We start from the raw sequence: 21,543 nt of genomic DNA on the forward strand, positions 1-21,543 counted from the left end.
GTCCTGTCGTCACATTCCCGTCGTCCGCCCGGAGGGCGGGCTGGGCGGCGTCAGGTGCGTGCTCTCGCTGTGCCGGCCCCAGACCCCTGTACTGGACGTACCGGGGTCCGGGGCCGGTGCGGCGAGAGTGCGTGCATGGCGTCGCCCAGCAGACGGGAATGTGACGACAGGACCTAGACTGGTCAGCAGTACGGCACGGAACGCCACCCGCGAGGAGGTCACTCCCGATGGAGGCACACAAGGGCGACCGGCTGCTGACGCACGGCAGGACCGTGGGGCAGCAGGACCGCGTCGCGGAGATCGTGGAAGTGCTCGGAGAGCGGGGCACTCCCCCGTACCGCGTCCGCTTCGACGACGGACACGAGCATCTGCTCGCACCGGGCCCCGACACCGTCGTGCAGCACACGGGCTGCGCGTCGGGCCGGGACGCGGACATCACGTAGAACGGCGCGGTCCGCGCCCGGGTCAGCGCGGCGGCCTCGTGCGGGCCCGGTAGTGGTCGGCGACCACCCGGTCCATCGCGCCGATCCTGTCCGCCGCCACGCTCTTCGCCGAGAAGTACACGTGGCCGCGGACCTGGTCGTACCGGGCGGCGAGGTCGATGTGGCGGGACAGCTCCGCCGGGTCCTGCCAGGCGGCGGGCTGGGCCGGGTCGCCGCACTTGTACAGCGCCTCGCCGATGAACAGGTCGACGCCCGTCCCGCGTACCGTGTCCGACCACCACGCCACCAGCTCGGCGTAGTCGGCGGCGGCGTTGCCGATGTGCCAGTACAGCTGCGGGACGACGTAGTCCAGCCAGCCCTTCCTGATCCAGCCGCGGGTGTCCGCGTACAGGTCGTCGTAGGTCTGCACCCCCGCCCTCGTCCGGGAGCCCGCCGGGTCGGTGTCCGCGTTGCGCCAGACGCCGAAGGGGCTGATGCCGAAGCGGATGTCCGGCTTCAGCGCCTTGACGCGCTCGGACATCTCGCGCACCAGCCGGTCCGTGTTGTCGCGGCGCCAGGCCGCCCGGTCGGGAAATCCGGCGCCGTACTTCTCGTAGGCGGCGCCGTCCGCGAAGCTCTGACCGGTCACCGGGTACGGGTAGAAGTAGTCGTCCCAGTGCACGGCGTCGATGTCGTAGCGGCGGACCGCGTCCAGCATCGCGTCCTGGACGAAGGCGCGGACTTCGGGCAGGCCCGGGTTGTAGTAGAGCCTGCCGCCGTACGGGAGGACCCAGCCGGGATTGCGGCGCGCCGGGTGCGCGGCGGCGAGGCGGGACGGGTCGGTGTGGTTGGCGACCCGGTACGGGTTGAACCACGCGTGCAGCTCCAGGCCCCGGTCGTGCGCCTCCCGTACGGCCGTGCCCAGCGGGTCCCAGCCGGGATCCTTGCCCTGCGTCCCGGTCAGGCACTCGGCCCACGGCTCGTACGCGGAGGGCCACAGCGCGTCGGCGGTCGGCCGGACCTGGAGGATCACCGCGTTGAGCTTCCGCGCCACCGCCCGGTCGAGGAGGGCGGCCAGTTCGTCCCGCTGCGCGGCGGCGGACAGGCCCGGCTTCGACGGCCAGTCCGTGTTGGCGACGGACGCCACCCATACGCCGCGCAGCTCCCGCCGCACCACGTCGCGCCCGGCGGCCGGACCCGGCAGGGGCCGCGCCCGCCCGGGCCCGGCCACCGCGTCACCGGCCACCGCAGCCGCTCCCACCGCCCCGGCGACCACCCCGGCCGCACCCGTCACGAACCCTCTCCGGTCCATACCTCGCATCGCGTCGCACCCGCTCTCTCTCCGTACACGTCGAGCCCTGCCGTATCCCTGCATTCCGGGCACAGGGGATGTCCAGAGCCGAGCATGCACGCCCCGGCCTGCTATCCCTGGTAAGGCGCGGAGTAACGTCGGGGAGTCGTGGTGGAGCCCGGAACCAGACGGAAGCCGCCGAACGGGAACAGCGAAAGGCACGAGGTGACGGACTCTATGGCCGACATTGCACGCGTCGGAGTGGTGGGCTGCGGCCAGATGGGCGCGGGCATCGCGGAGGTGTGCGCTCGCAGCGGCCTCGACGTCAAGGTGGCCGAGACGACCGGCGAGGCGCTGGAGATCGGCCGGACCCGGCTCCACAACTCCCTGTCGAAGGCCGCCGAGCGCGGCAAGATCACGGCGGAGGAGCGCGACGAGACCCTGGGCCGGCTCAGCTTCACCACCGACCTCGGTGAGTTCGCCGACCGCGACCTCGTCATCGAGGCCGTCGTGGAGAACGAGCAGGTCAAGACCGAGATCTTCCAGGTGCTCGACCAGGTGGTGACCCGCCCGGAGGCGATCCTGGCCTCCAACACCTCCTCGATCCCGCTGGTGAAGCTGGCCGTCGCGACCTCCCGCCCGGACCAGGTCATCGGCATCCACTTCTTCAATCCGGCGCCGGTGCAGAAGCTCGTGGAGCTGATCCCCGCCCTGACCACGTCGGACGAGACGATCAAGCGCTCCGAGGCGGTGGTCCAGGACATACTGGGCAAGCACCCGATCCGCGCCCAGGACCGCTCCGGCTTCGTCGTCAACGCCCTGCTGATCCCGTACCTCCTCTCGGCGATCCGGATGTTCGAGTCGGGCATCGCCAGCCGCGAGGACATCGACAACGGCATGGAGATGGGCTGCGCCCACCCGATGGGCCCGCTCAAGCTCGCGGACCTCATCGGCCTGGACACCGTCGCCTCGGTCGCCGACTCGATGTACGCCGAGTACAAGGAGCCGCTGTACGCCGCTCCCCCGCTCCTCCAGCGCATGGTCGACGCGGGCCGCCTGGGCCGGAAGTCGGGGTCGGGGTTCTACCCGTACGCGTGACGGACCGGGGCCGCGCGTGCGGGGGCCGCGGTGCCCCCGCACGCCCGGCCACCGGCTCACCCCAGCCGTAAGTGGTGCAGCATCATCAGCGCCGCCGCCATGCCCGCCGCCGGGACCTCGCCGTGGGCTATCAGGTCGGGGACCAGCTTCAGGGGGACCCACTCGCGGCGTGAGGACTCGAAGGCGTCGTGCGGTTCGCCCGTCCAGTGCGCCTCCTCGCCCCAGAAGAAGTGGTGCCGGGCGTCGGTGAGGCCGTTGGATGGTTCCGCGGTCAGGAGGGGATGGAGGGGGCCGGGGCGCCAGCCGGTCTCCTCCTCCATTTCCCGGGCGGCCGCGTCCGGCAGGGACTCGCCGTCCTCCACGACGCCCGCCGCCAGTTCCCAGCCCCAGCTGTCGGTGATGAAGCGGTGCCGCCACAGCAGCAGCACCTCGTTCGCCGCGTTGACGACGGTGGCCGCCGCCACCGGGCGCAGCCGGATCACGAAGTGGTCGAGCCGGCCGCCGTCGGGGAGCTCGACATCGGCCAGGTTGACCCGGAACCAAGGGTTCTCGTACACGAGTTGTTCGTTCAGGTTCGCCCACTGCACGGTTCTGCCACCTTTCGATCGCTGGTGGCGGTATCGCAACAGACTTCGGCTCACAGCGGTACGCGCAGCGCCCCCTCCACGCGTTCGGCGGCCCGTTCCGCGTCGGCGCTCCCGCTGGCGGCCAGGTCCGCCCGGACCGCCCGCAGCCGGTCGCGCAGCCGCTGCGACTCCATGCCCCGGGCCAGGTCCGCCATCTCGACCGCCGTGGCCGCCGCCCGGTCCGCCTCGCCCCGGCGCAGCTCGACCGTGGTGAGCATCGCCAGGCGGTGGACCCGGCCCCGGTCGTGCGCGGGCGTCCGGACCGCCGCGATCGCGTGCTCCCGGGCCGCCGGCAGGTCCCCGAGGCCCAGCAGCGCCTCCGCCACCTGGACATCGACCAGCCCCGGCTGCACATAGCCGGTCTCGTCCGGTTCCCGGCCCGGCCGGATGCGGGCGGCCTCGGACTCGGCGCGGCGGATGCGGGCCAGCGCGCTGCTCCGGTCCCCGAGCCGGGCGTACGCCTTGGCCTGCATCGCGTGCAGGTCGGCGGCGAGCGCGGGCGTGATCTCGCGCCCGGCCGCGCGCAGGGCCGCCTCCGCGAAGGCCACCGACTGGCGGAACTCGGCGAGGAACAACGACTGGTTGACCAGCAGGGCGATCACATATCCGCCGAGCGCCCGGTCCCCGCTCGCCTTGGCCAGCCGCAGCGCCTGGTGGAAGTAGCGCTGGGCCAGGCCGTGCGCGTCGGAGTCGTAGGCGCAGATGCCCGCGACGGCCACCAGCGCGCCCGTCGCACGGTGCAGCCGGCGGCCCGTCGCGTCGTCGTAGCCGCCGCGCAGCAGCGGTGCGGCCCCGGTGTTGAGGAAGCCGACGACGCGCGCCCGCGTCGCGATCCCGCCCGCCTTCCGGTACATCAGTTCGTAGTGGTCACGGGCGGCCCGCAGGGTTGCCAGGTCGGCCGCGCCCACCCTGGACGGCCCGGTCCGCGACACGTCGGCGTCCTCCGGCGGGTTCTCCCACTCCCACACGGGCATCACGGCACCGGTCCCGGTGGCGGCCGGGGCGGCGACGACGTGCGGGCGCTGCTGGGCGTCGCAGCGCCACACGGCGGTGGCCCGTTCCACGAAGCCGGTGAGCGAGGAGCCCTGGACGGGCGAGCGGCCTCCGTCGGGGGCCGCCATGCCGATGTCGTCCAGCGACACGGCCCGGTGCAGGCGCTTTCCCAGCACCTCGCAGATCAGGTCGGGCACCTGGCCGCGCGGGCGCTGGCCCTTCAGCCAGCGGGCGACGGCGGTGTGTTCGTACCGCAGTCCGAGGCCGCGCGCACGGCCGGCCCGGTTCACATGGGCGGCCAGTCCCGCCCGGGAGACGCCGGCCTCCTCGATCAGGGCCTCCAGCGCGGTGTTGGGCTCCCTTGGCCCCATGTCCCCCTCCGGTGGTTCGGCACGCCAGGACGTGTCGCCCCAGTGGAGCACGATTCACACGGGGTGTGAACGGAATGCCCGAACCGTCCCGCCGCGCACGCTGCCGCACCGGGCCCGGGATCGCTTGAATGATTCCCCTCGCAGGGCGCGGACGGGCCGTCTGCTCCCCCTCGTACAGCAGGGCGGCCCGCATCCGCGCAGTCCACTCCGCCGGCCTGCCCGACACTCCACGGCGGGGACGGACGGCGAGCACACAGGAGGGGCGCGTCCGGTGGCCGGACGCGCCCCTCCTTCGTGCAGCGGGTGGTCCTACGCTCCGCGCAGCACCGCGCCCGTGCGTTCGGCGGCCAGGGCCACCGCCGCGTCGCGCGCCGCGCTCGCCTCGTCGACCGTCAGGGTGCGGTCGGCGGCCCGGAAGCGCAGCGCGTACGCCAGGGACTTGCTGCCCTCGCCGATCTGCTCGCCCGTGAACACGTCGAACAGGCGCAGCGACTCCAGGAGTTCGCCCGCGCCCTCGCGGAGCGCGCGCTCCACGTCGGCGGCGGGCACGTCCTGGCCGACGACCAGCGCGACGTCCTGGGTCGCCACCGGGAAGGTGGAGATCCGCGGGGCCCGCAGGACGCCGTCGACGGCCTGCTCCAGGATGTCGAGGTCGACCTCCATGGCGCAGGTGCGCTCGGGCAGGTGGAGCTCCTTGATGACCCGCGGGTGCAGCTCGCCCGCGTGGCCGAACAGGATCTCCTCGCCGGCCGCGGTCACGTACAGCGCGGCGCAGCGGCCCGGGTGCCAGGGGGCGTGCCGGTCGGCGCGGACGGTGACCTCGACCCCGGCCTCGCGGGCGATGGTGCGCGCGGCCTCGACGGAGTCCGCCCAGTCGGCCGGTCGGCCCTTGCCCCACCAGCCGGCCTGCTCGCGGGCGCCCGCGAGGACGACGGCGGCGCGGCGCGGCTGGTGCGGGAGCGCGGCGTCGAGCGACGCGATGTCCTGGTCGGAGGGGCGCCGGTCCACGGGCAGCCGGACGGGCTTCGTCTCGTCGCCGGTCGGCCTGAAGACGAGGCCGGTCTCGAAGAGCGCGAGGTCGTGGCTGCCGCGTCCGTCGTTGCGCCGCAGTGCGCCGAGGAGGCCCGGCAGCAGCGTGGTGCGCAGCGACGGCTCCTCGTCGGAGAGCGGGTTGACGAGCTTGACGGTGCGGCGGCGGGCGTCGTCCGCCTCCAGGCCGAGCTGGTCGAGGACCGCCTCGCCGATGAACGGGTAGTTCAGCGCCTCGACGTAGCCCGCGCCCGCGAGGGCCCGGCCGACGCGGCGGTGCAGCCGCTGGCGGTCGGTGAGGCCGCGGCCGGAGGGCGGCGTCGGGAGCGTGGAGGGCAGGTTCTCGTAGCCCTCCAGCCGGATGACCTCTTCGGCCAGGTCGTTCGGCTCGGTGAGGTCGGGGCGCCAGGACGGCGTGGTGACCAGGAGCTCGTCCTGCCCGTAGACGTCGCAGCCGACCTCCTGGAGGCGGCGGACGACGGTCTCGCGGCCGTAGGCGACACCGGCGACCTTGTCGGGGTGGTCGGCCGGCATGGTGATGGTGCGGGGCGCGGACGGGGCGGTGACCTCGGTGACGCCCGCCTCGGCGGTGCCGCCGGCCAGGAGGACCAGCAGGTCGACGGTGCGCTGCGCGGCAGCGGCGGCGGCCTGCGGGTCGACGCCGCGCTCGAAGCGCTTGGACGCCTCGGAGGGCAGCTTGTGGCGGCGCGCGGTGCGGGCGATCGAGATCGCGTCGAAGTGCGCGGCCTCGATGACGACCTCGGCGGTGTGCGCGCCCTCGGCGGCGTCGGCGATCTCCGTGTCGGCGCCGCCCATGACGCCCGCGAGGCCGATGGGGCCGCGGTTGTCGGTGATGACGAGGTCGCCGGAGTCCAGGACGCGGACCGCGCCGTCGAGCGTGGTGAGCTTCTCGCCCTGCTCGGCGCGGCGGACGCCGATCGGTCCGTCGATGCGGGTCCGGTCGTAGGCGTGCAGCGGCTGGCCGAGTTCGAGCATCACGTAGTTGGTGATGTCGACGGCGAGCGAGATCGGCCGCATGCCCGCCTTCTGCAGCCGGCGCTGCATCCAGATCGGGGTGCGGGCCTCCGGCTGGAGTCCGGTGACGGTGCGCGCGGTGAAGCGGGAGCAGCCGACCGGGTCGGAGACCTTGACCGGGTAGCCGTACGCGTTGGGCGCGGGCACGTCCAGGAGTGCCGGGTCGCGCAGCGGCAGGCCGTAGGCGATGGCGGTCTCGCGGGCGACGCCGCGCATGGACAGGCAGTAGCCGCGGTCGGGCGTGACGGCGATGTCCAGGACCTCGTCGCGGAGCTCCAGGAGCTCGATCGCGTCGGTGCCCACCTCGTACTCGGGCGGGAGCACGATGATGCCGTGGGTGCCGTCGTCGCCCATGCCGAGTTCGTCGGCGGAGCAGATCATGCCGTGCGAGGTCTTGCCGTACGTCTTGCGGGCGGCGATCGCGAAGTCGCCGGGGAGCACGGCGCCGGGCAGGACCACGACGACCTTGTCGCCCACGACGAAGTTACGGGCGCCGCAGACGATCTCCTGCGGCTCACCGGTGCCGTTGGCCGTGCCGACGTCGACCGTGCAGAAGCGGATCGGCTTCTTGAAGCCCTCCAGCTCCTCGATGGTCAGCACCTGTCCGACCACCAGCGGGCCGGTGAGGCCGGCGCCGGTCTGCTCGACCGTCTCGACCTCCAGGCCGACGGCGACCAGCTTGGCCTGCACGTCACGGCCGGTCTCGGTGGCCGGCAGGTCGACGTATTCCCGCAGCCAGGAAAGCGGGACGCGCATCAGATCTCCATCCCGAAGGGCCGGGTGAACCGGACGTCACCTTCGACCATGTCTCGCATGTCTTCGACGTTGTGGCGGAACATCAGCATCCGTTCGATGCCGAACCCGAAGGCGAATCCGCTGTACTTCTGGGGGTCGACGCCGCAGGCCGTGAGCACCTTGGGGTTGACCATGCCGCAGCCGCCGAGCTCGATCCAGCCCTCGCTGCCGCAGGTGCGGCAGGGGCGGTCCGGGTTGCCGACGGAGGCGCCGCGGCAGACGTAGCAGACCATGTCCATCTCGGCGGACGGCTCGGTGAACGGGAAGAAGTTCGGCCGCAGCCGGGTCTTCATGTCCGGGCCGAAGAGCGCCTGGACCATGTGGTCGAGGGTGCCCTTCAGGTCGGCCATGGTCAGGCCCTCGTCCACGGCGAGCAGCTCGATCTGGTGGAAGACCGGGGTGTGCGTGGCGTCGAGCTCGTCGGTGCGGTAGACGCGGCCGGGGCAGACGACGTAGACCGGCGGCTCGCGGTCGAGCAGGGTGCGGGCCTGGACCGGGGAGGTGTGCGTACGCAGGACGACGCCGGACTCGTCGTTCTTGGCGCCGTCGGGGCCCTGGACGAAGAAGGTGTCCTGCATCTGCCGGGCCGGGTGGTCGGGCACGAAGTTGAGGGCGTCGAAGTTGAACCACTCGGCCTCGGCCTCGGGGCCCTCGGCGATCTCGTAGCCCATGGCCACGAAGACGTCGGCGACGCGCTCCATGAAGGTCGTCAGCGGGTGGCGGGCGCCGGCCGGGGTGCGGTCGTAGGGCAGGGTGACGTCCACCGCTTCCTCGACCAGGACGCGGGCGTCGCGCTCGGCCTCCAGCTCCGCCTGGCGGGCCGCGAGGGCGCGGCCCACGGCGGCACGGGCCTGGCCGACGCGCTTGCCGGCCTCGGCCTTGGCCTGCGGGGGCAATGCGCCGATCTCGCGGTTGGCGAGCGACAGGGGCGAGGTGCCACCGGTGTGCGCCGTCTTCGCCTGGGCGAGCGCTTCGAGGTCACCCGCGGCGGCGAAGGCGGCGAGCGCCTCGTCCCGGATGCGCTCGATCTCTTCCGGTTTCAGTGCCTCGACCTCGACTGGGTCGTACGACTTGTTCGGTGCCGACATCTCTTCCCGTACTTCCGATTGGCTGAGTGCTGCGCTTACCGGGGGATACTCCCGGACCCCCGTGACCTCGCTCGAAGACCGGAGGACGCAAAGGTGCCAAGGGTCGAGTCTAAGGGTCGCGGGGCGGGTGGGGCGCCCGTGGGCCGCTCGGGGGCCTCAGCTGAGACAGGCCGGCGTGCTCACGGGCAGCATAAATCGGAACTCCGCGCCGCCTCCGGGGCCGCGGCCGACCGTGATGGTGCCGCCGTGGGCCTCGACGATGCCCTTGACGATGTAGAGGCCCAGGCCCGTGCCACCGCGCTTGCTGCCCCGCCAGAAGCGGGTGAAGACGCGGCTCATCGACTCCTCGGGGATGCCGGGACCTTCGTCGCTCACGGTGACGGCCGCTCCCCTCTCGTCGCTCTTCGCCGGTGCGGGTGCCACGTCGATGGTGACAGTTCCCTCACCGTGCCGCACCGCGTTTTCCAGCAGGTTGCCGAGCACCTGGTCGACCTTGTCCGGGTCGGCCCACACCGCGGGCAGCGGCTGCAGGGTGCGGACGAGGAAGCGGCCGGGGTCCTGGCCCGCCGCGGTGTGGGCCTGGACGTGGCGCTCGACGGCGGCGGACAGGTCGACGGGCTGGCGGCGCAGCTCCAGGCGGCCGGAGTCGATCCGGGAGATGTCCAGGAGCTCGGTGATCAGGCGGGTGACCCGGTTGGCGTCCGCGTACACCGTCTCCAGCATCAGGCGCTTCTGGTCGTCGGTGAACCGCTCCCACTTGGCCAGGAGCGTCGCCGTGAAGCCCTTGACCGAGGTCAGCGGCGAGCGCAGTTCGTGGGCGACGGTCGCGATGAGCTCGGCGTTGCTGCGCTCGGTGCGGCGGCGGGCCTCCGTGCCGCGCAGGCTGACGACCAGGCGGCGAAGCGGTCCGGTGGGGGTCTCGCGCACATAGCGGGCGGAGACCAGGACCTCGCGCCCGCCGGGCAGCAGGAGGTTGCGCTCGGGCTGGCCGGTCCGGGTGGCGAGGCCGCCGTAGGGGTCGGTCAGCTCCCACCAGCGTCGGCCCTTGAGGTCCTCCAGCGGCAGCACCTGCTCCACCGGGCGGCCGAGGGCGGCGGCCTCCGGCACGTCGGTGATGCGGACGGCGGCGGCGTTGAAGCAGACGATCCGGCCGGACCCGTCCGCGACGACGAGCCCGTCGGGCAGGTCGTCGGGGTCCAGCCCGAGGCCGCCCGCCGCGGCGTCCGTGACGGCGGGGCCGTCCGGTCCACCGGTGGCGCGCACGTCGGCCGCGTGTGCCGCGCGCGGTCCGCTCATGCCGACAGCCATTCCCGTACCCCACCTCTCGAACCGGTGCAGTGGGTCCCCGAGTTCGTCACCCTACTAGTCGTCGGTGACGGAGCGACACCCTGTGGCGGCTCTCCGTCGAAGCGGGGGCGCCCGGCGGGGTCAGCCGGTGGCGCGGCGGGGGCGCTGGGCGCGCGCGGAGGCGTACAGGCAGACGGCCGCGGCGGTCGCGAGGTTGAGGCTCTCCGCCTTGCCGTGGATCGGCACCCGCACCACGGCGTCGGCCAGGGCGCGGGTCTCCTCCGGCAGGCCCCACGCCTCGTTGCCGAAGACCCAGGCGGTGGGCCCGCCCATCGTGCCGGCGTCCAGCTCGTCGTCCAGGTCGTCCGCGCCCGCGCCGTCGGCGGCCAGGATGCGGACGCCCGCCTCGCGCAGTCCGCGTACGGCGTGTTCGACGGGGACGCCCACGGCGACCGGCAGGTGGAAGAGCGAACCGACCGAGGCGCGCACCGACTTGGGGTTGTACAGGTCGACGGAGGCGTCGGTCAGGACGACCGCGTCGGCGCCCGCCGCGTCGGCGCAGCGCAGCACCGTGCCGGCGTTGCCGGGGTCGCGGACGTGGGCCAGGACGGCGACCAGCCTGGGCCGGGCCGCGAGGATCGCGTCGAAGGGCGAGTCGAGGAAGCGGCAGACCCCGATGAGGCCCTGCGGCGTGACGGTCTGGGAGACGTCGGCCAGGACGTCGGCGCCGGCGAGGTGGACGCGGGCACCGGCCGCGTGGGCGGCGTCGATGATGGCGGCGTAGCGGTCGGCGGCCTCGACGGTGGCGAAGAGCTCGACGAGGGTCGGTTCGCCGTCGTCGCCCCGGTGGTCGGCGGCCTCGCGCACCGCCTGCGGCCCCTCGGCGATGAACCTGCGCTCCTTGCCGCGGAAGTTGCGCCTGGCCAGCCGCCGGGCGGCGGCGACCCGCGGCGAACGCGGGGAGATCAGTTCAGGGATGCCCATGATCGGCGGCGAGCCTCTCTGCGTACGAAGGCGCGGGTCGTGACGGGTGGGGACAGGGGGTGCAACGCACCGGACCCGCAGACGGCGAGCGCCTGCGGGTCCGGCTCAAAACCATGAAGTGCGGCCTGGGTCAGGCGGCCTTCGGGGCGTTGACGTCGCTCGGGAGGGCCTTCTGGGCGACCTCGACGAGGGCGGCGAACGCGTTGGCGTCGTTGACCGCGAGCTCGGCCAGGATCTTGCGGTCCACCTCGATGTTGGCGGCCTTCAGACCCTGGATGAGGCGGTTGTACGTCATGCCGTTCTGGCGGGCAGCCGCGTTGATGCGCTGGATCCAGAGCTGACGGAAGTCGCCCTTGCGCTTCTTGCGGTCGTTGTAGTTGTAGACCAGGGAGTGGGTGACCTGCTCCTTGGCCTTGCGGTACAGGCGCGAACGCTGACCGCGGTAACCGCTGGCCTGCTCGAGGATCGCCCGGCGCTTCTTGTGGGCGTTGACTGCCCGCTTGACGCGTGCCACTTGTTAACTCCTTGTAGCGGGGCCGTGGTCGTACTCACACGGCCCGGAAACGAATTGGTCCCGGTCGGATCGAGGGCGCGTCCCCGGGCTCACCGGGGACTACGGCCTCACTTGCCGAGAAGCTTCTTGACCTTCTTGGCGTCGGCCGGAGCCGCGACGACCGTGCCGGTCAGCGAACGCGTCTTCTTGGACGACTTGTGCTCGAGCAGGTGGCGCTTGCCGGCCCTCTCGCGCAGCACCTTGCCGGAGCCGGTGATCTTGAAGCGCTTGCTGGCACCGCTGTGCGTCTTGTTCTTCGGCATCGCGCCGTTCTCTCCTCGTCAGTGGCGCCCCTCTCGGTGCGGGCACCGGACTGCAGGGGCGTCAGATCTTGATGGGGGTTCCGGGGGGACCCGGGGGGTGCCTGGGTGGCACCCCCCGCGGTCACGCCTCGGAAGGTGTCTCGGCCTCTGCCTCGGGCGCCGCCTCGGCCGGAGCCTCGGGGGCCTTCTCCGCGGACTCGGCGCCGGAGGTGTTCCCCTGGCGCCCCGCCTTGCGGGCGGCCTGGGCCTCGCGGGCCTCGGCCATGGCTTCGGTCTTCTTCTTGTGCGGGCCCAGAACCATGATCATGTTCCGGCCGTCCTGCTTCGGGTTGGACTCGATGAAGCCGAGTTCCTCGACGTCCGAAGCGAGCCGCTGGAGCAGTCGGAAGCCCAGCTCGGGGCGGGACTGCTCACGACCGCGGAACATGATCGTGATCTTGACCTTGTCGCCCTGCTTGAGGAACCGGACGACGTGACCCTTCTTGGTGTCATAGTCGTGCGGGTCGATCTTCGGCCGGAGCTTCATCTCCTTGATGACCGTGTGCGCCTGGTTCTTGCGCGCCTCACGGGCCTTCATGGCCGACTCGTACTTGAACTTCCCGTAGTCCATGAGCTTGCACACGGGCGGACGGGCGGTTGCCGCCACCTCGACCAGGTCGAGGTCGTACTCCTGTGCGAGTTCCAGGGCCTTGGCAAGCGGCACAATCCCGACCTGCTCGCCGCTGGGACCGACAAGTCGCACCTCGGGCACGCGAATCCGGTCGTTGATGCGGGGCTCGGCGCTGATGGATCCTCCTCGGTAGCACCACGCGACCGCCTGGCGGACAGCCACGTAACGTCTGTTTCAGACAGACCAACCGCATCGGAGCAAGAAAAATGCCCCGGACGGGACACAGGCGGGGCTCCTGGAAAACCGGAACACCGCCACGGTGAACCGCGGGGCGCATCGGGCGGTTCCATCGTCCGTACGGAACGATGGGGACCGCCTGACCGGTGACCCGCCACCCTGAGGGCGGCCAGGTGGGAGAACGGAGCCTCCACTTGTGGGCCGGGCACATAGCTGTCCGGCCGGTCGTTACACAAGGTTAGCAGCTCGCCGAGCGGTGCGCTAACCACGTGTCTCATCGGCTCCCGCAGAACGGGGGCCGTCGCCGTGGGCCTATCGTAAGGCGCATGAGTGACGCGACCCCCAGCAGTGATTCCCCCGGCTTCGACGAGATGGCCCGCGACATCGCGGAGGTACCCGCCGTCGAGGTGATCGTGACGGTCGCCGTCAACCTGATGAGCGCCGCCGCCGTGAAGCTCGGCCTGACCGAGGACGGCGAGGCGCACAAGGACCTGGACGAGGCCCGCAAGCTGGTCCACGCGCTGGCCGGCCTGCTGGACGCGAGCACCACCGAGATCAGCTCCTTCCACGCCGCCCCGCTGCGCGACGGCCTGAAGTCCCTCCAGCTGGCCTTCCGCGAGGCGTCGGTCGTCCCGGACGAGCCGGGCCACGGCCCGGGCGAGAAGTACACCGGCCCGGTCTTCGGCTGAGCCCCGCCCCTTTCCCGTACGCGCACGAGCCCCCGCCGGTCCGCCCGGCGGGGGCTCGTCGCTTCGCGGGCGCGGGTCAGACCTCCGCGGTCGTCTCCCCGCCGCGCATGGAGGGGTGGGTCAGCCGGTGGGCGAGCGCCGCGAGGAGGCCGCCAGCCAGGGGGGCCACGATGAAGAGCCACAGCTGGGAGAGGGCCGCGCCGCCCGCGAACAGGGCCGGGCCGAGGCTCCGGGCCGGGTTGACCGAGGTGCCGGTGAGCGGGATGCCGACCAGGTGGATGACCGCGAGGGAGATGCCGATGGGCAGCCCGTCGAAGCCGACGACCGCGACCTTGTGCGTCACCGCGAGCACCACGAAGACCAGCAGGAAGGTGAGCACGACCTCGGCGAGGAAGGCACCGCCGATGTTGATGTGCACGTCGGAGCGATCGCCGTAGCCGTTGCTGCCGAAGTGCCCGCTCGTCTTCACCCCCGGCACCTGCTTGGCCAGCAGGAACAGGAGCGCCGCGCCCGCGATGCCGCCGACGAACTGGGCGATCCAGTACGTCACGGCCGTGCGCACGTCGATCCGCCGGGCGGTCAGCATGCCCAGCGTGACCGCCGGGTTGATGTGGCAGCCGGAGACCGGGCCGAGGGCGTAGGCGAGTGCGAGCAGCACGAAGCCGAAGGACAGGGCGATGCCCACGATCCCGATGAACTCGGTGCACAGCACCGCCGAGCCGACACCGAAGAAGACCAGCAGCAGGGTGCCGAGGAACTCCGACACGGCTGTCCGCGTCTGCATACAACCACCTCGCGAAGATCGTCCCTTTTCTTCGCAATTCTCCGGCGGGGTGCGGCTTCGCGCGCGCCGAGCCGTACGGGCGCTCAGCGCGTGAACAGCGGCTCACCCGGCGTGTTCGCCCCGGCCGGGAGCAGGGCCAGGTCCAGGCCCCGGACCAGCCGGGCGCGCAGCACCTCGTCGGCGGCCAGTGCCCGCGCCACCCGGCCCGCCGCCTCGGCCGGGTCGGCGTCGGGGGCGAGGACCAGGGCGAGGGTGCCGTCGGCGCTGCCCGGGCCGAGGTGGGCGCGGAGCACGGCGGGCTCGGCGGCGACCGCCGCGCGGACGGCGGCGGTGACCGCGGGGTCGTCCAGCGGGTCCGCGCTGGTGCGGCCCTCGGCGAGGGCGCGCAGCGCTGCCCCGGTCAACTCGAAGGCCACCGGCCCCGCGAGGTCGAGCACCACCGTGTCGGCCTTCTCGTGCGCGGCGGCCTGGAGCGCCTGGTGCAGGGGGACGGCGACGGGGCGGGCCTGCGGATCCCAGCGGGCCAGCGACGCGGTGGAGGTGAAGGCGGGCAGGGCGCGGCGGTCCCCGGCCTGCAGGGTGGGCACCGCCATGTCGCTCGTCTTCTCGCGCCGGAGCCCTCGCTCGTCCTCCTCCACCTCGCCGAGGACGGCCACGACGGGTACCAGCAGCCGGGCGCCCTTCAGCGCTTCGAGGACCGGCGCGACGGCGGTCCGGTCCTCGGCCCAGGCGGCGAGCGCCGAGGCCAGGGCGGGGTCGGCGGTGCCGTCGTCGTCGGAGAAACCGGGGTCCGGGATGTTCTTCTGCGCCACAGGGCGAGCGTAGTGCCTGGCCGGTGGCGCCCGGTCAGCGGTTCCGGGTGAACGGGGAGCGGCCGCGCCACAGCAGCGCGCCCGCCGCCAGCAGGAGCACGCCGAGGCCCCCGGCCGCCGGGGCGAGCCATCCGGCCGGTCCGTCGTCCCCGGGCTCGGGCGTGGGCCCGGCGCCGAAGTACCGCTTGCGGTAGCCCGCCGGGGCCGAGCCGCCGTGCGCGTCGGCGGAACGCAGGCGGCCGCCCGCCTCGATGGCCGCCGCCGGGTCGACGATCCCGTGGCCGCGTGCGTCGTCGCGGCCGCCCGCGGGGGCGTCGCGCGCGGTGTCGGTGAGCAGCTTCCTGATCTGCGCGGGCGTGAGCCCCGGGTGCGCGGACTTCACGAGCGCCACCGCGCCGGAGACGAACGCGGCGGCGGCGGACGTGCCCCACTCCACGTAGTACTTGCGGTCGGGCGCCGGTACGACGATGTCGTCGCCGGGGGCGCTCACGGTGGCGTACCAGCGGCGGGTCGAGAACGAGGCGTGGGTGCCGTACCGGTCCACGGCCGCGACGGCGATCACCCCGGGGTAGGCGGCGGGGTACGAGATGTGGTCGCCCTTCTCGCCTCCGTTGCCGGCCGAGGCGACGACGACGGCGCCCTTCTTCAGCGCGTACTGGACGGCGGCGTCCTCGCCGGGCTCCGGGTGCGCGGACTCGCTGTCGTCGCCGAGGGAGAGGTTGATGACGTCGGCGCCGTGGTCGGCGGCCCAGCGGATGCCGTCGGCGAGTGCGGTGCCCCGGGTCCTGCGGGCCTCCGCGCGGTCCGGGTCGCTCGCTTCGAGGATGACGCGGACCGGGAGGATCCTGGCTTCGGGCGCGATGCCGAGGACGCCGTCGGCGCGTCCGCTGCCGTGGCCCCGGCCCGCGATGATCCCGGCCATGGCGGTGCCGTGCCTGGCCCACGCCTTGTCGCCGCGCCCGGCGCCGAAGCCGATGAGGTCCTTGCCGGGCAGGACCTGGCCCGCGAGGTCGGGCAGGCTGCCGTCGACGCCGGTGTCGACCACGGCGACAGTGACGCCCTTGCCGCGCGTGGTCTCCCAGGCCCGGTCGGTGTGCAGCGCGGCCAGGCCCCACTGCTGGGCCCGGATGGTGTCGGCCGAGGCGGGGGTCGCGGGGAGCAGGGCGAGGGCGGTGGCCGCGCAGAGGACGCCCAGGGCGTGTTTCATCGCGGCTGCTCCGTGAGGCCGGCCACGTGGGTGCGCAGCGCGCGTTCGATCCCCTCGGACAGGCCCTTGGCCTCGTGGCCGAGCCCGGCCTGCGCGGCGGGGGTCGTGGCGCCGGTGGCCATGGCCCGGTCGGCGGGCTGCGGCGGGGTGCTCACGCGTCCGTCGGCGAATCCGGTCACGGCGAAGGCGACGACCGGTATCCCGGTCAGTACGTGGACGGACCAGCTGGCGCGCTGCCGGGCGCCGAAGGAGGCGGCGGGGCTGTCCTTGACCGGGTAGGTGCGGGGCAGCAGGTCGGTGCGGCGGTCCAGGCGCTGGTCGGCGAACCGGGCTCCGAGGGCCCGCATCGCGTCGGCGTCGGCCTCGGTGAAGGCGAGCCCGACGGTGGTGACGCTGCTGGCGGTCGCGTCGGTGTAGGTGGCGCGCAGGACGTGGGCGCAGCCGACCGTGCGCAGCGTCCTGGCGAGCAGCGGGTCGAGGGCGTCGGCGCAGCCGCCGTCGGGGGCCACGGCGAGCCTGGTCCAGATCCGGTCGGCGCCGCCGGGCCCGGCGCCGTCGCCCTTCAGGGTGCGGGGGAAGAGGGTGTTCACGGGGATGCTGTGCCAGGCTTCCCGGCCCACGGTGTAGGCGCTGCGGGCGGCGGGGTCGTCGTCGGGACCTTCGGCGAGCCGGCTCCCGGCGGCGGCCCCGGCGATCAGCCCGAGCCCGAGGACGCAGCAGACCGCGGCGGCCACGGTCCGGCGGGGGCGGGCCCGCGTCGCGGAGGGCGGTGCGGGGTCGTACACGGGTGCGGGGTCGTAGGCCGGTGCGGCGGGGTGGGGCGGGGTCGTCGGGCGGGGCGGGACGGGGGCGCGCCGTGCTTCGGTGCTCATCCGCCCCCCTGGTCCGTTCCGTACCGCGCGTCCCTCCACCCGCGTGGGCGGGACCCCGTTCGCCGCGTGGGCGTCACTCTACGGGCTGCGGTGACCCGGGTGGGAGCGGGCGGTCCGCGCACCGGCGGATCTGCACGGATCTTCCCCCTACCCAGCGGTAGAAGCGTCTGGCAAGCTGCGGCCATGACTGCCCGAGCCACTGACCGGGCCCGTTACGACCGGGCCACCGCCCATCTCGACGCCCCGGTGGCCGTCGTGGATCTGGAGGCGTTCGACGCCAACGCGGACGATCTCGTCCGCCGGGCGGCGGGCAAGCCGGTCCGGGTGGCGAGCAAGTCGGTGCGCTGCCGGGCCCTGCTGGAGCGGGTGCTCGCCCGGCCCGGGTTCGCCGGGATCATGTCGTTCACGCTCGCCGAGTCGCTGTGGCTGGCCCGCGCCGGCTTCGACGACGTCCTGCTGGCGTACCCCTCCGCCGACCGCCCGGCCTACGCGGAGCTGGCCGCCGATCCGAAACTGGCCGCCGCCGTCACGGTGATGGTGGACGACCACGCCCAGCTGGACCTGATCGACGCGGCGCGGGCGGGCGGCACGCAGGAGATCCGGGTCTGCCTGGAGCTGGACACCTCGCTGCGGATGCTGGGCGGCCGGGTCCGGATCGGGGCCCTGCGCTCGCCGCTGCGCTCCCCCGCCCAGCTGGCCGACCTGGCCAGGTCGGTGGTGCGGCGCCCCGGTTTCCGGCTGGTCGGGCTGATGGCGTACGAGGGGCACATCGCGGGCGTCGGGGACTCGGTGGCGGGGCGTCCGCTGCGGTCCCGGGCGATCCGGCTGATGCAGGCCACGGCCCGCAGGGAGCTGGCGGCCCGGCGGGCCGAGGTGGTGCGGGCGGTCCGGGCGGTGGCGCCGGACCTGGAGTTCGTGAACGGCGGCGGCACGGGCAGCGTGCAGCACACGGCGGCGGAGGCCGCGGTGACGGAGATCGCCGCCGGTTCGGGTCTTTACGTGCCGCGCCTGTTCGACAACTACACCTCGTTCACGGCCCGCCCGGCGGCCCTGTTCGCGCAGCCCGTGGTCCGGCGGCCGGGTGTGGGCGTGGTGACGGTGCTCGGCGGCGGCTATCCGGCGTCGGGCGCGGCCGGGGCGGACCGGCTGCCGGTGCCGTATCTCCCGGAGGGGCTGCGCTACGACCCGCAGGAGGGCCCCGGTGAGGTGCAGACCCCGCTGCTGGGCGCACCGGCCGATGATCTGCTGATCGGTGACAAGGTGTGGTTCCGGCACGCGAAGGCCGGTGAGCTGTGCGAGCGGTTCGACGCGCTGCACCTGATCGAGGGCGACCGGGTGACGGCGACGGTTCCGACGTACCGGGGCGAGGGCCGGACGTTCCTCTAGGGCGTGTGCTCCACGGAGCTGCCGACGCCGCCGTCCGTGGCCGTGCCGCCGATGGGGCGGATGCCCTTCGTGAGGGTGTCCATGAGGGCCAGGGGCGGCCCGTCGGGGCCCGCGTCGAAGGCGTACCGCACGATGACGGGCGACTCGCTGCCCACCGGTGACGGGAAGGCGAGCGACTGTACGTAGCCGCCGGGGCCCTCGGCGGTGGTGACCTTCCAGCGGATGTAGTAGCCGGTGCGGCCGGCGACGGTGACCTCGCCCGCGGCGGTCTGCCGGTGCGCGGTGATGCCGCCGTGGGTGCGCCGGCCGACGAGGTCCTCCTCGTAGGCGCGGTCGGCGGCGTCGGCGATGTCCTCCTTGGCGAGGGCCTCGGGTGTGGTGGCGTCGGTGCCGCCGGGGGTCCGGGTGGTGACGGTGCCGTGGTAGCAGTACGAGGAGGACGCGCCGGGGCAGTCGTACGCGTCCTTGGTGCGCATCGTGAGGAGCTGGCCCGAGGTCCGCTCCGGCCGTTCCCAGCCGTCCGGGATGGGCAGCGTGATGCCGTTGAGCTGGTCGGTGAGCACGTTCGCGTCCTCGTGCGCGGGGGTGCCGTCCGGTGAGGGGTCGTCGTCGCCGGGTATGCCGTCCGTGCCGGTCCGGGCGGGCGACTGCGAGGCGTGGGCGGCCGGGGCTTCCGGGTCGTCGTCCCGGGTGAGGAGCACGGCCCCGGTCACGACGGCGCCGACGACGACCGCCCCGGCCGCCACGAGCGCGACGGCCCGGGCGCTGCCGCCGCCCTGGGCGGCCGGAACCGGCAGCACGGCCGGTGCGGGGGCGGGCGCGGCGGGCGCCCGGGTGTGGGCGGTCCACGCCGTCCCGTCCCACCAGCGCTCGGTGCCGGGCGCGGAGGTGTCCGGGTACCAGCCGGGCGGCGTCGGGTAGCTCATCGCTCCACTGTAAAGAGTGGTCTACAGCGGTGTGACGTAGGCGCCGGAGATGCCGCCGTCCACCAGGAAGTCGGTGGCGTTGACGAACGAGGCGTCGTCGCTCGCCAGGAAGGCGACGGCGGCGGCGATCTCGGTGGCCTCGGCGAACCGGCCGAGCGGGATGTGCACCAGCCGCCGGGCCGCCCGCTCCGGGTCCTTGGCGAACAGCTCCCGGAGCAGCGGGGTGTTGACCGGTCCCGGGCAGAGCGCGTTGACGCGGATGCCCTCGCGGGCGAACTGGACGCCCAGTTCGCGGCTCATCGCCAGCACCCCGCCCTTGGACGCGGTGTACGAGATCTGCGAGGTGGCCGCGCCCATCCGGGCGACGAAGGAGGCGGTGTTGATGATGGAGCCCCGGCCCTGGCGGCGCATGTACGGCAGGGCGGCCTTGCAACAGAGGTAGACGGAGGTGAGGTTGACGTCCTGGACGCGTTTCCACGCCTCCAGCTCCGTGGTGAGGATGGAGTCGTCGTCGGGCGGTGAGATGCCCGCGTTGTTGAACGCGATGTCGACGGAGCCGTAGGTGTCGTCGGCCGTACGGAACAGTCCGGCGACCTGTCCGGGGTCGGTCACGTCGACGCGTACGAAGGTGCCGCCGACCGCTTCGGCCGCGGCCTCGCCGGCCCTCGGGTCGATGTCGCCGCAGACGACGTGCGCCCCTTCGGAGGCGAGCCGGTGGGCCGTGGCCAGGCCGATGCCGCTGCCGGCGCCGGTGATGACGGCGGTGCGGCCGACGAGGCGGCGGCAGATGATCTCGGAGTCCGTGGTCATGGGCGTTTCATGCCTCCGTGCTCAGGAAGACGTTCTTGGTCTCGGTGAAGGCGGTGAGGGCGTCGGGCCCGAGCTCGCGCCCGATGCCGGACTGCTTGAACCCGCCGAACGGGGTCCAGTAGCGCACCGCCGAGTGCGAGTTGACGGAGAGGTTGCCCGCCCGGACGGCCCGGGACACGCGCAGGGCGCGCCCCACGTCACGGGTCCAGAGCGAGCCGGCGAGCCCGTAGTCGGTGGCGTTGGCGAGCCGGACGGCGTCCGCCTCGTCCTCGAAGGGCAGCACGACCGCGACGGGCCCGAAGACTTCCTCGGTGGCGACGGGCGCGTCCGCCGGGACGCCGGTGAGCACGGTCGGCGGGAACCAGAATCCGGGTCCCTCGGGCGCGCTCCCCCGGATCGCGGCGGCGCCCTCGGGGACGTAGCCGCGTACGCGTTCGAGCTGGGTACGGGAGATGAGCGGGCCCATCCGGTTCCTCTCGTCGGCGGGGTCGCCGACGGGGTACGCGGCGAGGGCCGGGGCGAGGTGTTCCAGGAAGCGGTCGTACGCGGAGCGCTGGACGAGGATGCGGGTGCGGGCGCAGCAGTCCTGGCCGGCGTTGTCCAGGAAGGAGTCGGGTGCGGCGGCCGCGGCGGCCTCGATGTCGGCGTCGGCGAAGACGATGCTGGGGCTCTTGCCGCCGAGCTCCAGGGTGACGCGCTTGAGGCGGTCGGCGCACTTGGCCATGATCCGCTTGCCGGTGCGGGTGGAGCCGGTGAACACGATCTTGGCGACGTCCGGGTGTTCGACGAGGGCGTTACCGGCCTCGTCGCCCGCGCCGGGCAGGACCTGGAAGAGGTGTTCGGGCAGGCCCGCCTCCAGGGCGATCTCCGCGAGGCGGAGGGCGGTGAGCGGGGTGGTCTCGGCGGGTTTCAGGATCACCGCGTTCCCGGCGGCGAGGGCGGGGGCGGTGCCCCAGGCGGCGATGGGCATCGGAAAGTTCCAGGGGGCGATGACGCCGACGACGCCCAGGGGTTCGAGGATCGTCAGGTCGATGCCGCCGGGGACGGGGATCTGCCGGCCGCTGAGCCGTTCCACTCCCCCGGCCGCGTAGTCGAGCAGGTCGCGGACGTTGCCCGCCTCCCAGCGGGCGTTGCCGACGGTGTGGCCGGCCTCCCGGACCTCCAGCAGGGCCAGTTCCTCGGTGCGGGCGTCGACGGCCGCGGCGAACCGGCGCAGCAGCCGGGCCCGGTCGGCGGGGGCGAGCGCGGCCCAGGTGCGCTGGGCGGCGGTGGCACGGACGACGGCGGTGTGGACGGCCGGGGCCGGGGTGGCGGGGACGGTGGCGACGACCTCTTCGGTCGCCGGGTTCAGGACGTGGTGCTCGTGAATCACGTG

At 73.5% G+C, this 21,543-nt stretch carries 21 protein-coding genes; 4 read left to right on the top strand and 17 right to left on the bottom strand.

Features of this window, described 5'->3' with window-relative positions; all coding sequences use genetic code 11:
• Window positions 1-227: 227 nt before the first annotated feature.
• Window positions 228-443, top strand: coding sequence for a DUF1918 domain-containing protein (locus AB0L33_RS23085; protein ID WP_365684272.1), 216 nt, complete (start codon window positions 228-230; stop codon window positions 441-443).
• Window positions 444-465: 22 nt separating this feature from the next.
• Here the strand turns inward: AB0L33_RS23085 and AB0L33_RS23090 are convergent, their stop codons facing one another.
• Entirely contained in the window at window positions 466-1,716 is a 1,251-nt protein-coding gene (locus AB0L33_RS23090) for a family 10 glycosylhydrolase (RefSeq protein ID WP_365684274.1), read from the bottom strand.
• Window positions 1,717-1,950: 234 nt separating this feature from the next.
• Here AB0L33_RS23090 and AB0L33_RS23095 point away from each other — a divergent pair, with 234 nt between their 5' ends.
• Window positions 1,951-2,811 (top strand): 3-hydroxybutyryl-CoA dehydrogenase, encoded by an 861-nt coding sequence (locus tag AB0L33_RS23095; RefSeq protein WP_365684276.1) that lies wholly within the window; start codon window positions 1,951-1,953, stop codon window positions 2,809-2,811.
• Window positions 2,812-2,867: 56 nt separating this feature from the next.
• On the opposite strand, the gene AB0L33_RS23100 is transcribed toward AB0L33_RS23095, so the two are convergent.
• From AB0L33_RS23100 to infC, 9 genes are all read right to left on the bottom strand, one after another.
• Window positions 2,868-3,398, bottom strand: a complete 531-nt coding sequence (locus AB0L33_RS23100) for an NUDIX hydrolase (protein ID WP_365684278.1) — start codon at window positions 3,396-3,398, stop codon at window positions 2,868-2,870.
• A 50-nt stretch (window positions 3,399-3,448) separates the two neighbouring features.
• Window positions 3,449-4,801 carry a transcriptional regulator gene (locus tag AB0L33_RS23105; RefSeq protein WP_365684280.1) on the bottom strand — a complete coding sequence of 451 codons (1,353 nt, stop codon included), beginning with the start codon at window positions 4,799-4,801 and terminating at the stop codon, window positions 3,449-3,451.
• Between the two features lie 309 nt (window positions 4,802-5,110).
• Entirely contained in the window at window positions 5,111-7,621 is a 2,511-nt protein-coding gene (pheT, locus tag AB0L33_RS23110) for a phenylalanine--tRNA ligase subunit beta (protein WP_365684282.1), read from the bottom strand.
• Window positions 7,621-8,748: a phenylalanine--tRNA ligase subunit alpha gene (pheS, locus tag AB0L33_RS23115; RefSeq protein WP_143625555.1), complete on the bottom strand. Its 1,128-nt coding sequence runs from the start codon at window positions 8,746-8,748 to the stop codon at window positions 7,621-7,623. The genes pheT and pheS overlap by 1 nt, the downstream gene beginning before the upstream one ends.
• Before the next feature lie 156 nt (window positions 8,749-8,904).
• Window positions 8,905-10,056: a PAS domain-containing sensor histidine kinase gene (locus AB0L33_RS23120; protein ID WP_365684284.1), complete on the bottom strand. Its 1,152-nt coding sequence runs from the start codon at window positions 10,054-10,056 to the stop codon at window positions 8,905-8,907.
• Between the two features lie 120 nt (window positions 10,057-10,176).
• Complete coding sequence (locus AB0L33_RS23125) at window positions 10,177-11,019, bottom strand: RNA methyltransferase (RefSeq protein WP_365684286.1); 843 nt, start codon at window positions 11,017-11,019, stop codon at window positions 10,177-10,179.
• 130 nt (window positions 11,020-11,149) lie between these two features.
• A complete protein-coding gene (gene rplT, locus AB0L33_RS23130) occupies window positions 11,150-11,533 on the bottom strand; it encodes a 50S ribosomal protein L20 (protein WP_018103794.1) in 384 nt (127 codons plus the stop codon).
• A gap of 107 nt (window positions 11,534-11,640) precedes the next feature.
• Complete coding sequence (rpmI, locus tag AB0L33_RS23135) at window positions 11,641-11,835, bottom strand: 50S ribosomal protein L35 (RefSeq protein WP_018103793.1); 195 nt, start codon at window positions 11,833-11,835, stop codon at window positions 11,641-11,643.
• Between the two features lie 121 nt (window positions 11,836-11,956).
• Window positions 11,957-12,667 (bottom strand): translation initiation factor IF-3, encoded by a 711-nt coding sequence (gene infC / locus AB0L33_RS23140; protein WP_365684288.1) that lies wholly within the window; start codon window positions 12,665-12,667, stop codon window positions 11,957-11,959.
• Between the two features lie 341 nt (window positions 12,668-13,008).
• On the opposite strand from infC, the gene AB0L33_RS23145 reads away from it, so the two are divergent.
• Window positions 13,009-13,371, top strand: coding sequence for a DUF1844 domain-containing protein (locus AB0L33_RS23145; protein ID WP_365684290.1), 363 nt, complete (start codon window positions 13,009-13,011; stop codon window positions 13,369-13,371).
• Between the two features lie 76 nt (window positions 13,372-13,447).
• On the opposite strand, the gene AB0L33_RS23150 is transcribed toward AB0L33_RS23145, so the two are convergent.
• The 4 genes from AB0L33_RS23150 to AB0L33_RS23165 form a co-directional block, all read right to left on the bottom strand.
• Window positions 13,448-14,155, bottom strand: coding sequence for an MIP family channel protein (locus AB0L33_RS23150; protein WP_365684292.1), 708 nt, complete (start codon window positions 14,153-14,155; stop codon window positions 13,448-13,450).
• 83 nt (window positions 14,156-14,238) lie between these two features.
• Window positions 14,239-14,967 carry an SseB family protein gene (locus AB0L33_RS23155; protein ID WP_365684294.1) on the bottom strand — a complete coding sequence of 243 codons (729 nt, stop codon included), beginning with the start codon at window positions 14,965-14,967 and terminating at the stop codon, window positions 14,239-14,241.
• 34 nt (window positions 14,968-15,001) lie between these two features.
• Window positions 15,002-16,174, bottom strand: a complete 1,173-nt coding sequence (mycP, locus tag AB0L33_RS23160; RefSeq protein WP_365684296.1) for a type VII secretion-associated serine protease mycosin — start codon at window positions 16,172-16,174, stop codon at window positions 15,002-15,004.
• The gene (locus tag AB0L33_RS23165; RefSeq protein ID WP_365684298.1) at window positions 16,171-17,046 is read right to left on the bottom strand and encodes a hypothetical protein; all 876 of its coding nucleotides are present in this window, start codon (window positions 17,044-17,046) and stop codon (window positions 16,171-16,173) included. The genes mycP and AB0L33_RS23165 overlap by 4 nt, the downstream gene beginning before the upstream one ends.
• 183 nt (window positions 17,047-17,229) lie before the next feature.
• On the opposite strand from AB0L33_RS23165, the gene AB0L33_RS23170 reads away from it, so the two are divergent.
• The gene (locus AB0L33_RS23170) at window positions 17,230-18,432 is read left to right on the top strand and encodes an amino acid deaminase/aldolase (RefSeq protein WP_365684300.1); all 1,203 of its coding nucleotides are present in this window, start codon (window positions 17,230-17,232) and stop codon (window positions 18,430-18,432) included.
• On the opposite strand, the gene AB0L33_RS23175 is transcribed toward AB0L33_RS23170, so the two are convergent.
• Genes AB0L33_RS23175 through AB0L33_RS23185 form a run of 3 tightly spaced genes read right to left on the bottom strand, consistent with a single transcriptional unit; the run spans window position 18,429 to window position 21,540 of the window.
• Window positions 18,429-19,358 (bottom strand): DUF2510 domain-containing protein, encoded by a 930-nt coding sequence (locus AB0L33_RS23175; protein ID WP_365684302.1) that lies wholly within the window; start codon window positions 19,356-19,358, stop codon window positions 18,429-18,431. The genes AB0L33_RS23170 and AB0L33_RS23175 overlap by 4 nt on opposite strands.
• A gap of 21 nt (window positions 19,359-19,379) precedes the next feature.
• Window positions 19,380-20,168: a 3-oxoacyl-ACP reductase gene (locus AB0L33_RS23180; RefSeq protein ID WP_365684304.1), complete on the bottom strand. Its 789-nt coding sequence runs from the start codon at window positions 20,166-20,168 to the stop codon at window positions 19,380-19,382.
• Window positions 20,169-20,175: 7 nt separating this feature from the next.
• A complete protein-coding gene (locus AB0L33_RS23185) occupies window positions 20,176-21,540 on the bottom strand; it encodes an aldehyde dehydrogenase family protein (RefSeq protein WP_365684306.1) in 1,365 nt (454 codons plus the stop codon).
• Window positions 21,541-21,543: the final 3 nt, after the last annotated feature.

Source organism: Streptomyces sp. NPDC052299 (genome assembly GCF_040679335.1).
In the GTDB taxonomy this organism is placed as follows: domain Bacteria; phylum Actinomycetota; class Actinomycetes; order Streptomycetales; family Streptomycetaceae; genus Streptomyces.

Excerpts from the sequence above, each read along its gene's own strand:
- AB0L33_RS23085 (WP_365684272.1), top strand. The coding sequence starts at position 228 with ATGGAGGCACACAAGGGCGACCGGCTGCTGACGCACGGCAGGACCGTG.
- AB0L33_RS23095 (WP_365684276.1), top strand. The coding sequence starts at position 1,951 with ATGGCCGACATTGCACGCGTCGGAGTGGTGGGCTGCGGCCAGATGGGC.
- AB0L33_RS23105 (WP_365684280.1), bottom strand. The coding sequence starts at position 4,801 with ATGGGGCCAAGGGAGCCCAACACCGCGCTGGAGGCCCTGATCGAGGAG.
- pheT (WP_365684282.1), bottom strand. The coding sequence starts at position 7,621 with ATGCGCGTCCCGCTTTCCTGGCTGCGGGAATACGTCGACCTGCCGGCC.
- pheS (WP_143625555.1), bottom strand. The coding sequence starts at position 8,748 with ATGTCGGCACCGAACAAGTCGTACGACCCAGTCGAGGTCGAGGCACTG.
- AB0L33_RS23120 (WP_365684284.1), bottom strand. The coding sequence starts at position 10,056 with ATGGCTGTCGGCATGAGCGGACCGCGCGCGGCACACGCGGCCGACGTG.
- AB0L33_RS23125 (WP_365684286.1), bottom strand. The coding sequence starts at position 11,019 with ATGGGCATCCCTGAACTGATCTCCCCGCGTTCGCCGCGGGTCGCCGCC.
- rpmI (WP_018103793.1), bottom strand. The coding sequence starts at position 11,835 with ATGCCGAAGAACAAGACGCACAGCGGTGCCAGCAAGCGCTTCAAGATC.
- AB0L33_RS23145 (WP_365684290.1), top strand. The coding sequence starts at position 13,009 with ATGAGTGACGCGACCCCCAGCAGTGATTCCCCCGGCTTCGACGAGATG.
- AB0L33_RS23150 (WP_365684292.1), bottom strand. The coding sequence starts at position 14,155 with ATGCAGACGCGGACAGCCGTGTCGGAGTTCCTCGGCACCCTGCTGCTG.
- mycP (WP_365684296.1), bottom strand. The coding sequence starts at position 16,174 with ATGAAACACGCCCTGGGCGTCCTCTGCGCGGCCACCGCCCTCGCCCTG.
- AB0L33_RS23165 (WP_365684298.1), bottom strand. The coding sequence starts at position 17,046 with ATGAGCACCGAAGCACGGCGCGCCCCCGTCCCGCCCCGCCCGACGACC.
- AB0L33_RS23170 (WP_365684300.1), top strand. The coding sequence starts at position 17,230 with ATGACTGCCCGAGCCACTGACCGGGCCCGTTACGACCGGGCCACCGCC.
- AB0L33_RS23175 (WP_365684302.1), bottom strand. The coding sequence starts at position 19,358 with ATGAGCTACCCGACGCCGCCCGGCTGGTACCCGGACACCTCCGCGCCC.
- AB0L33_RS23180 (WP_365684304.1), bottom strand. The coding sequence starts at position 20,168 with ATGACCACGGACTCCGAGATCATCTGCCGCCGCCTCGTCGGCCGCACC.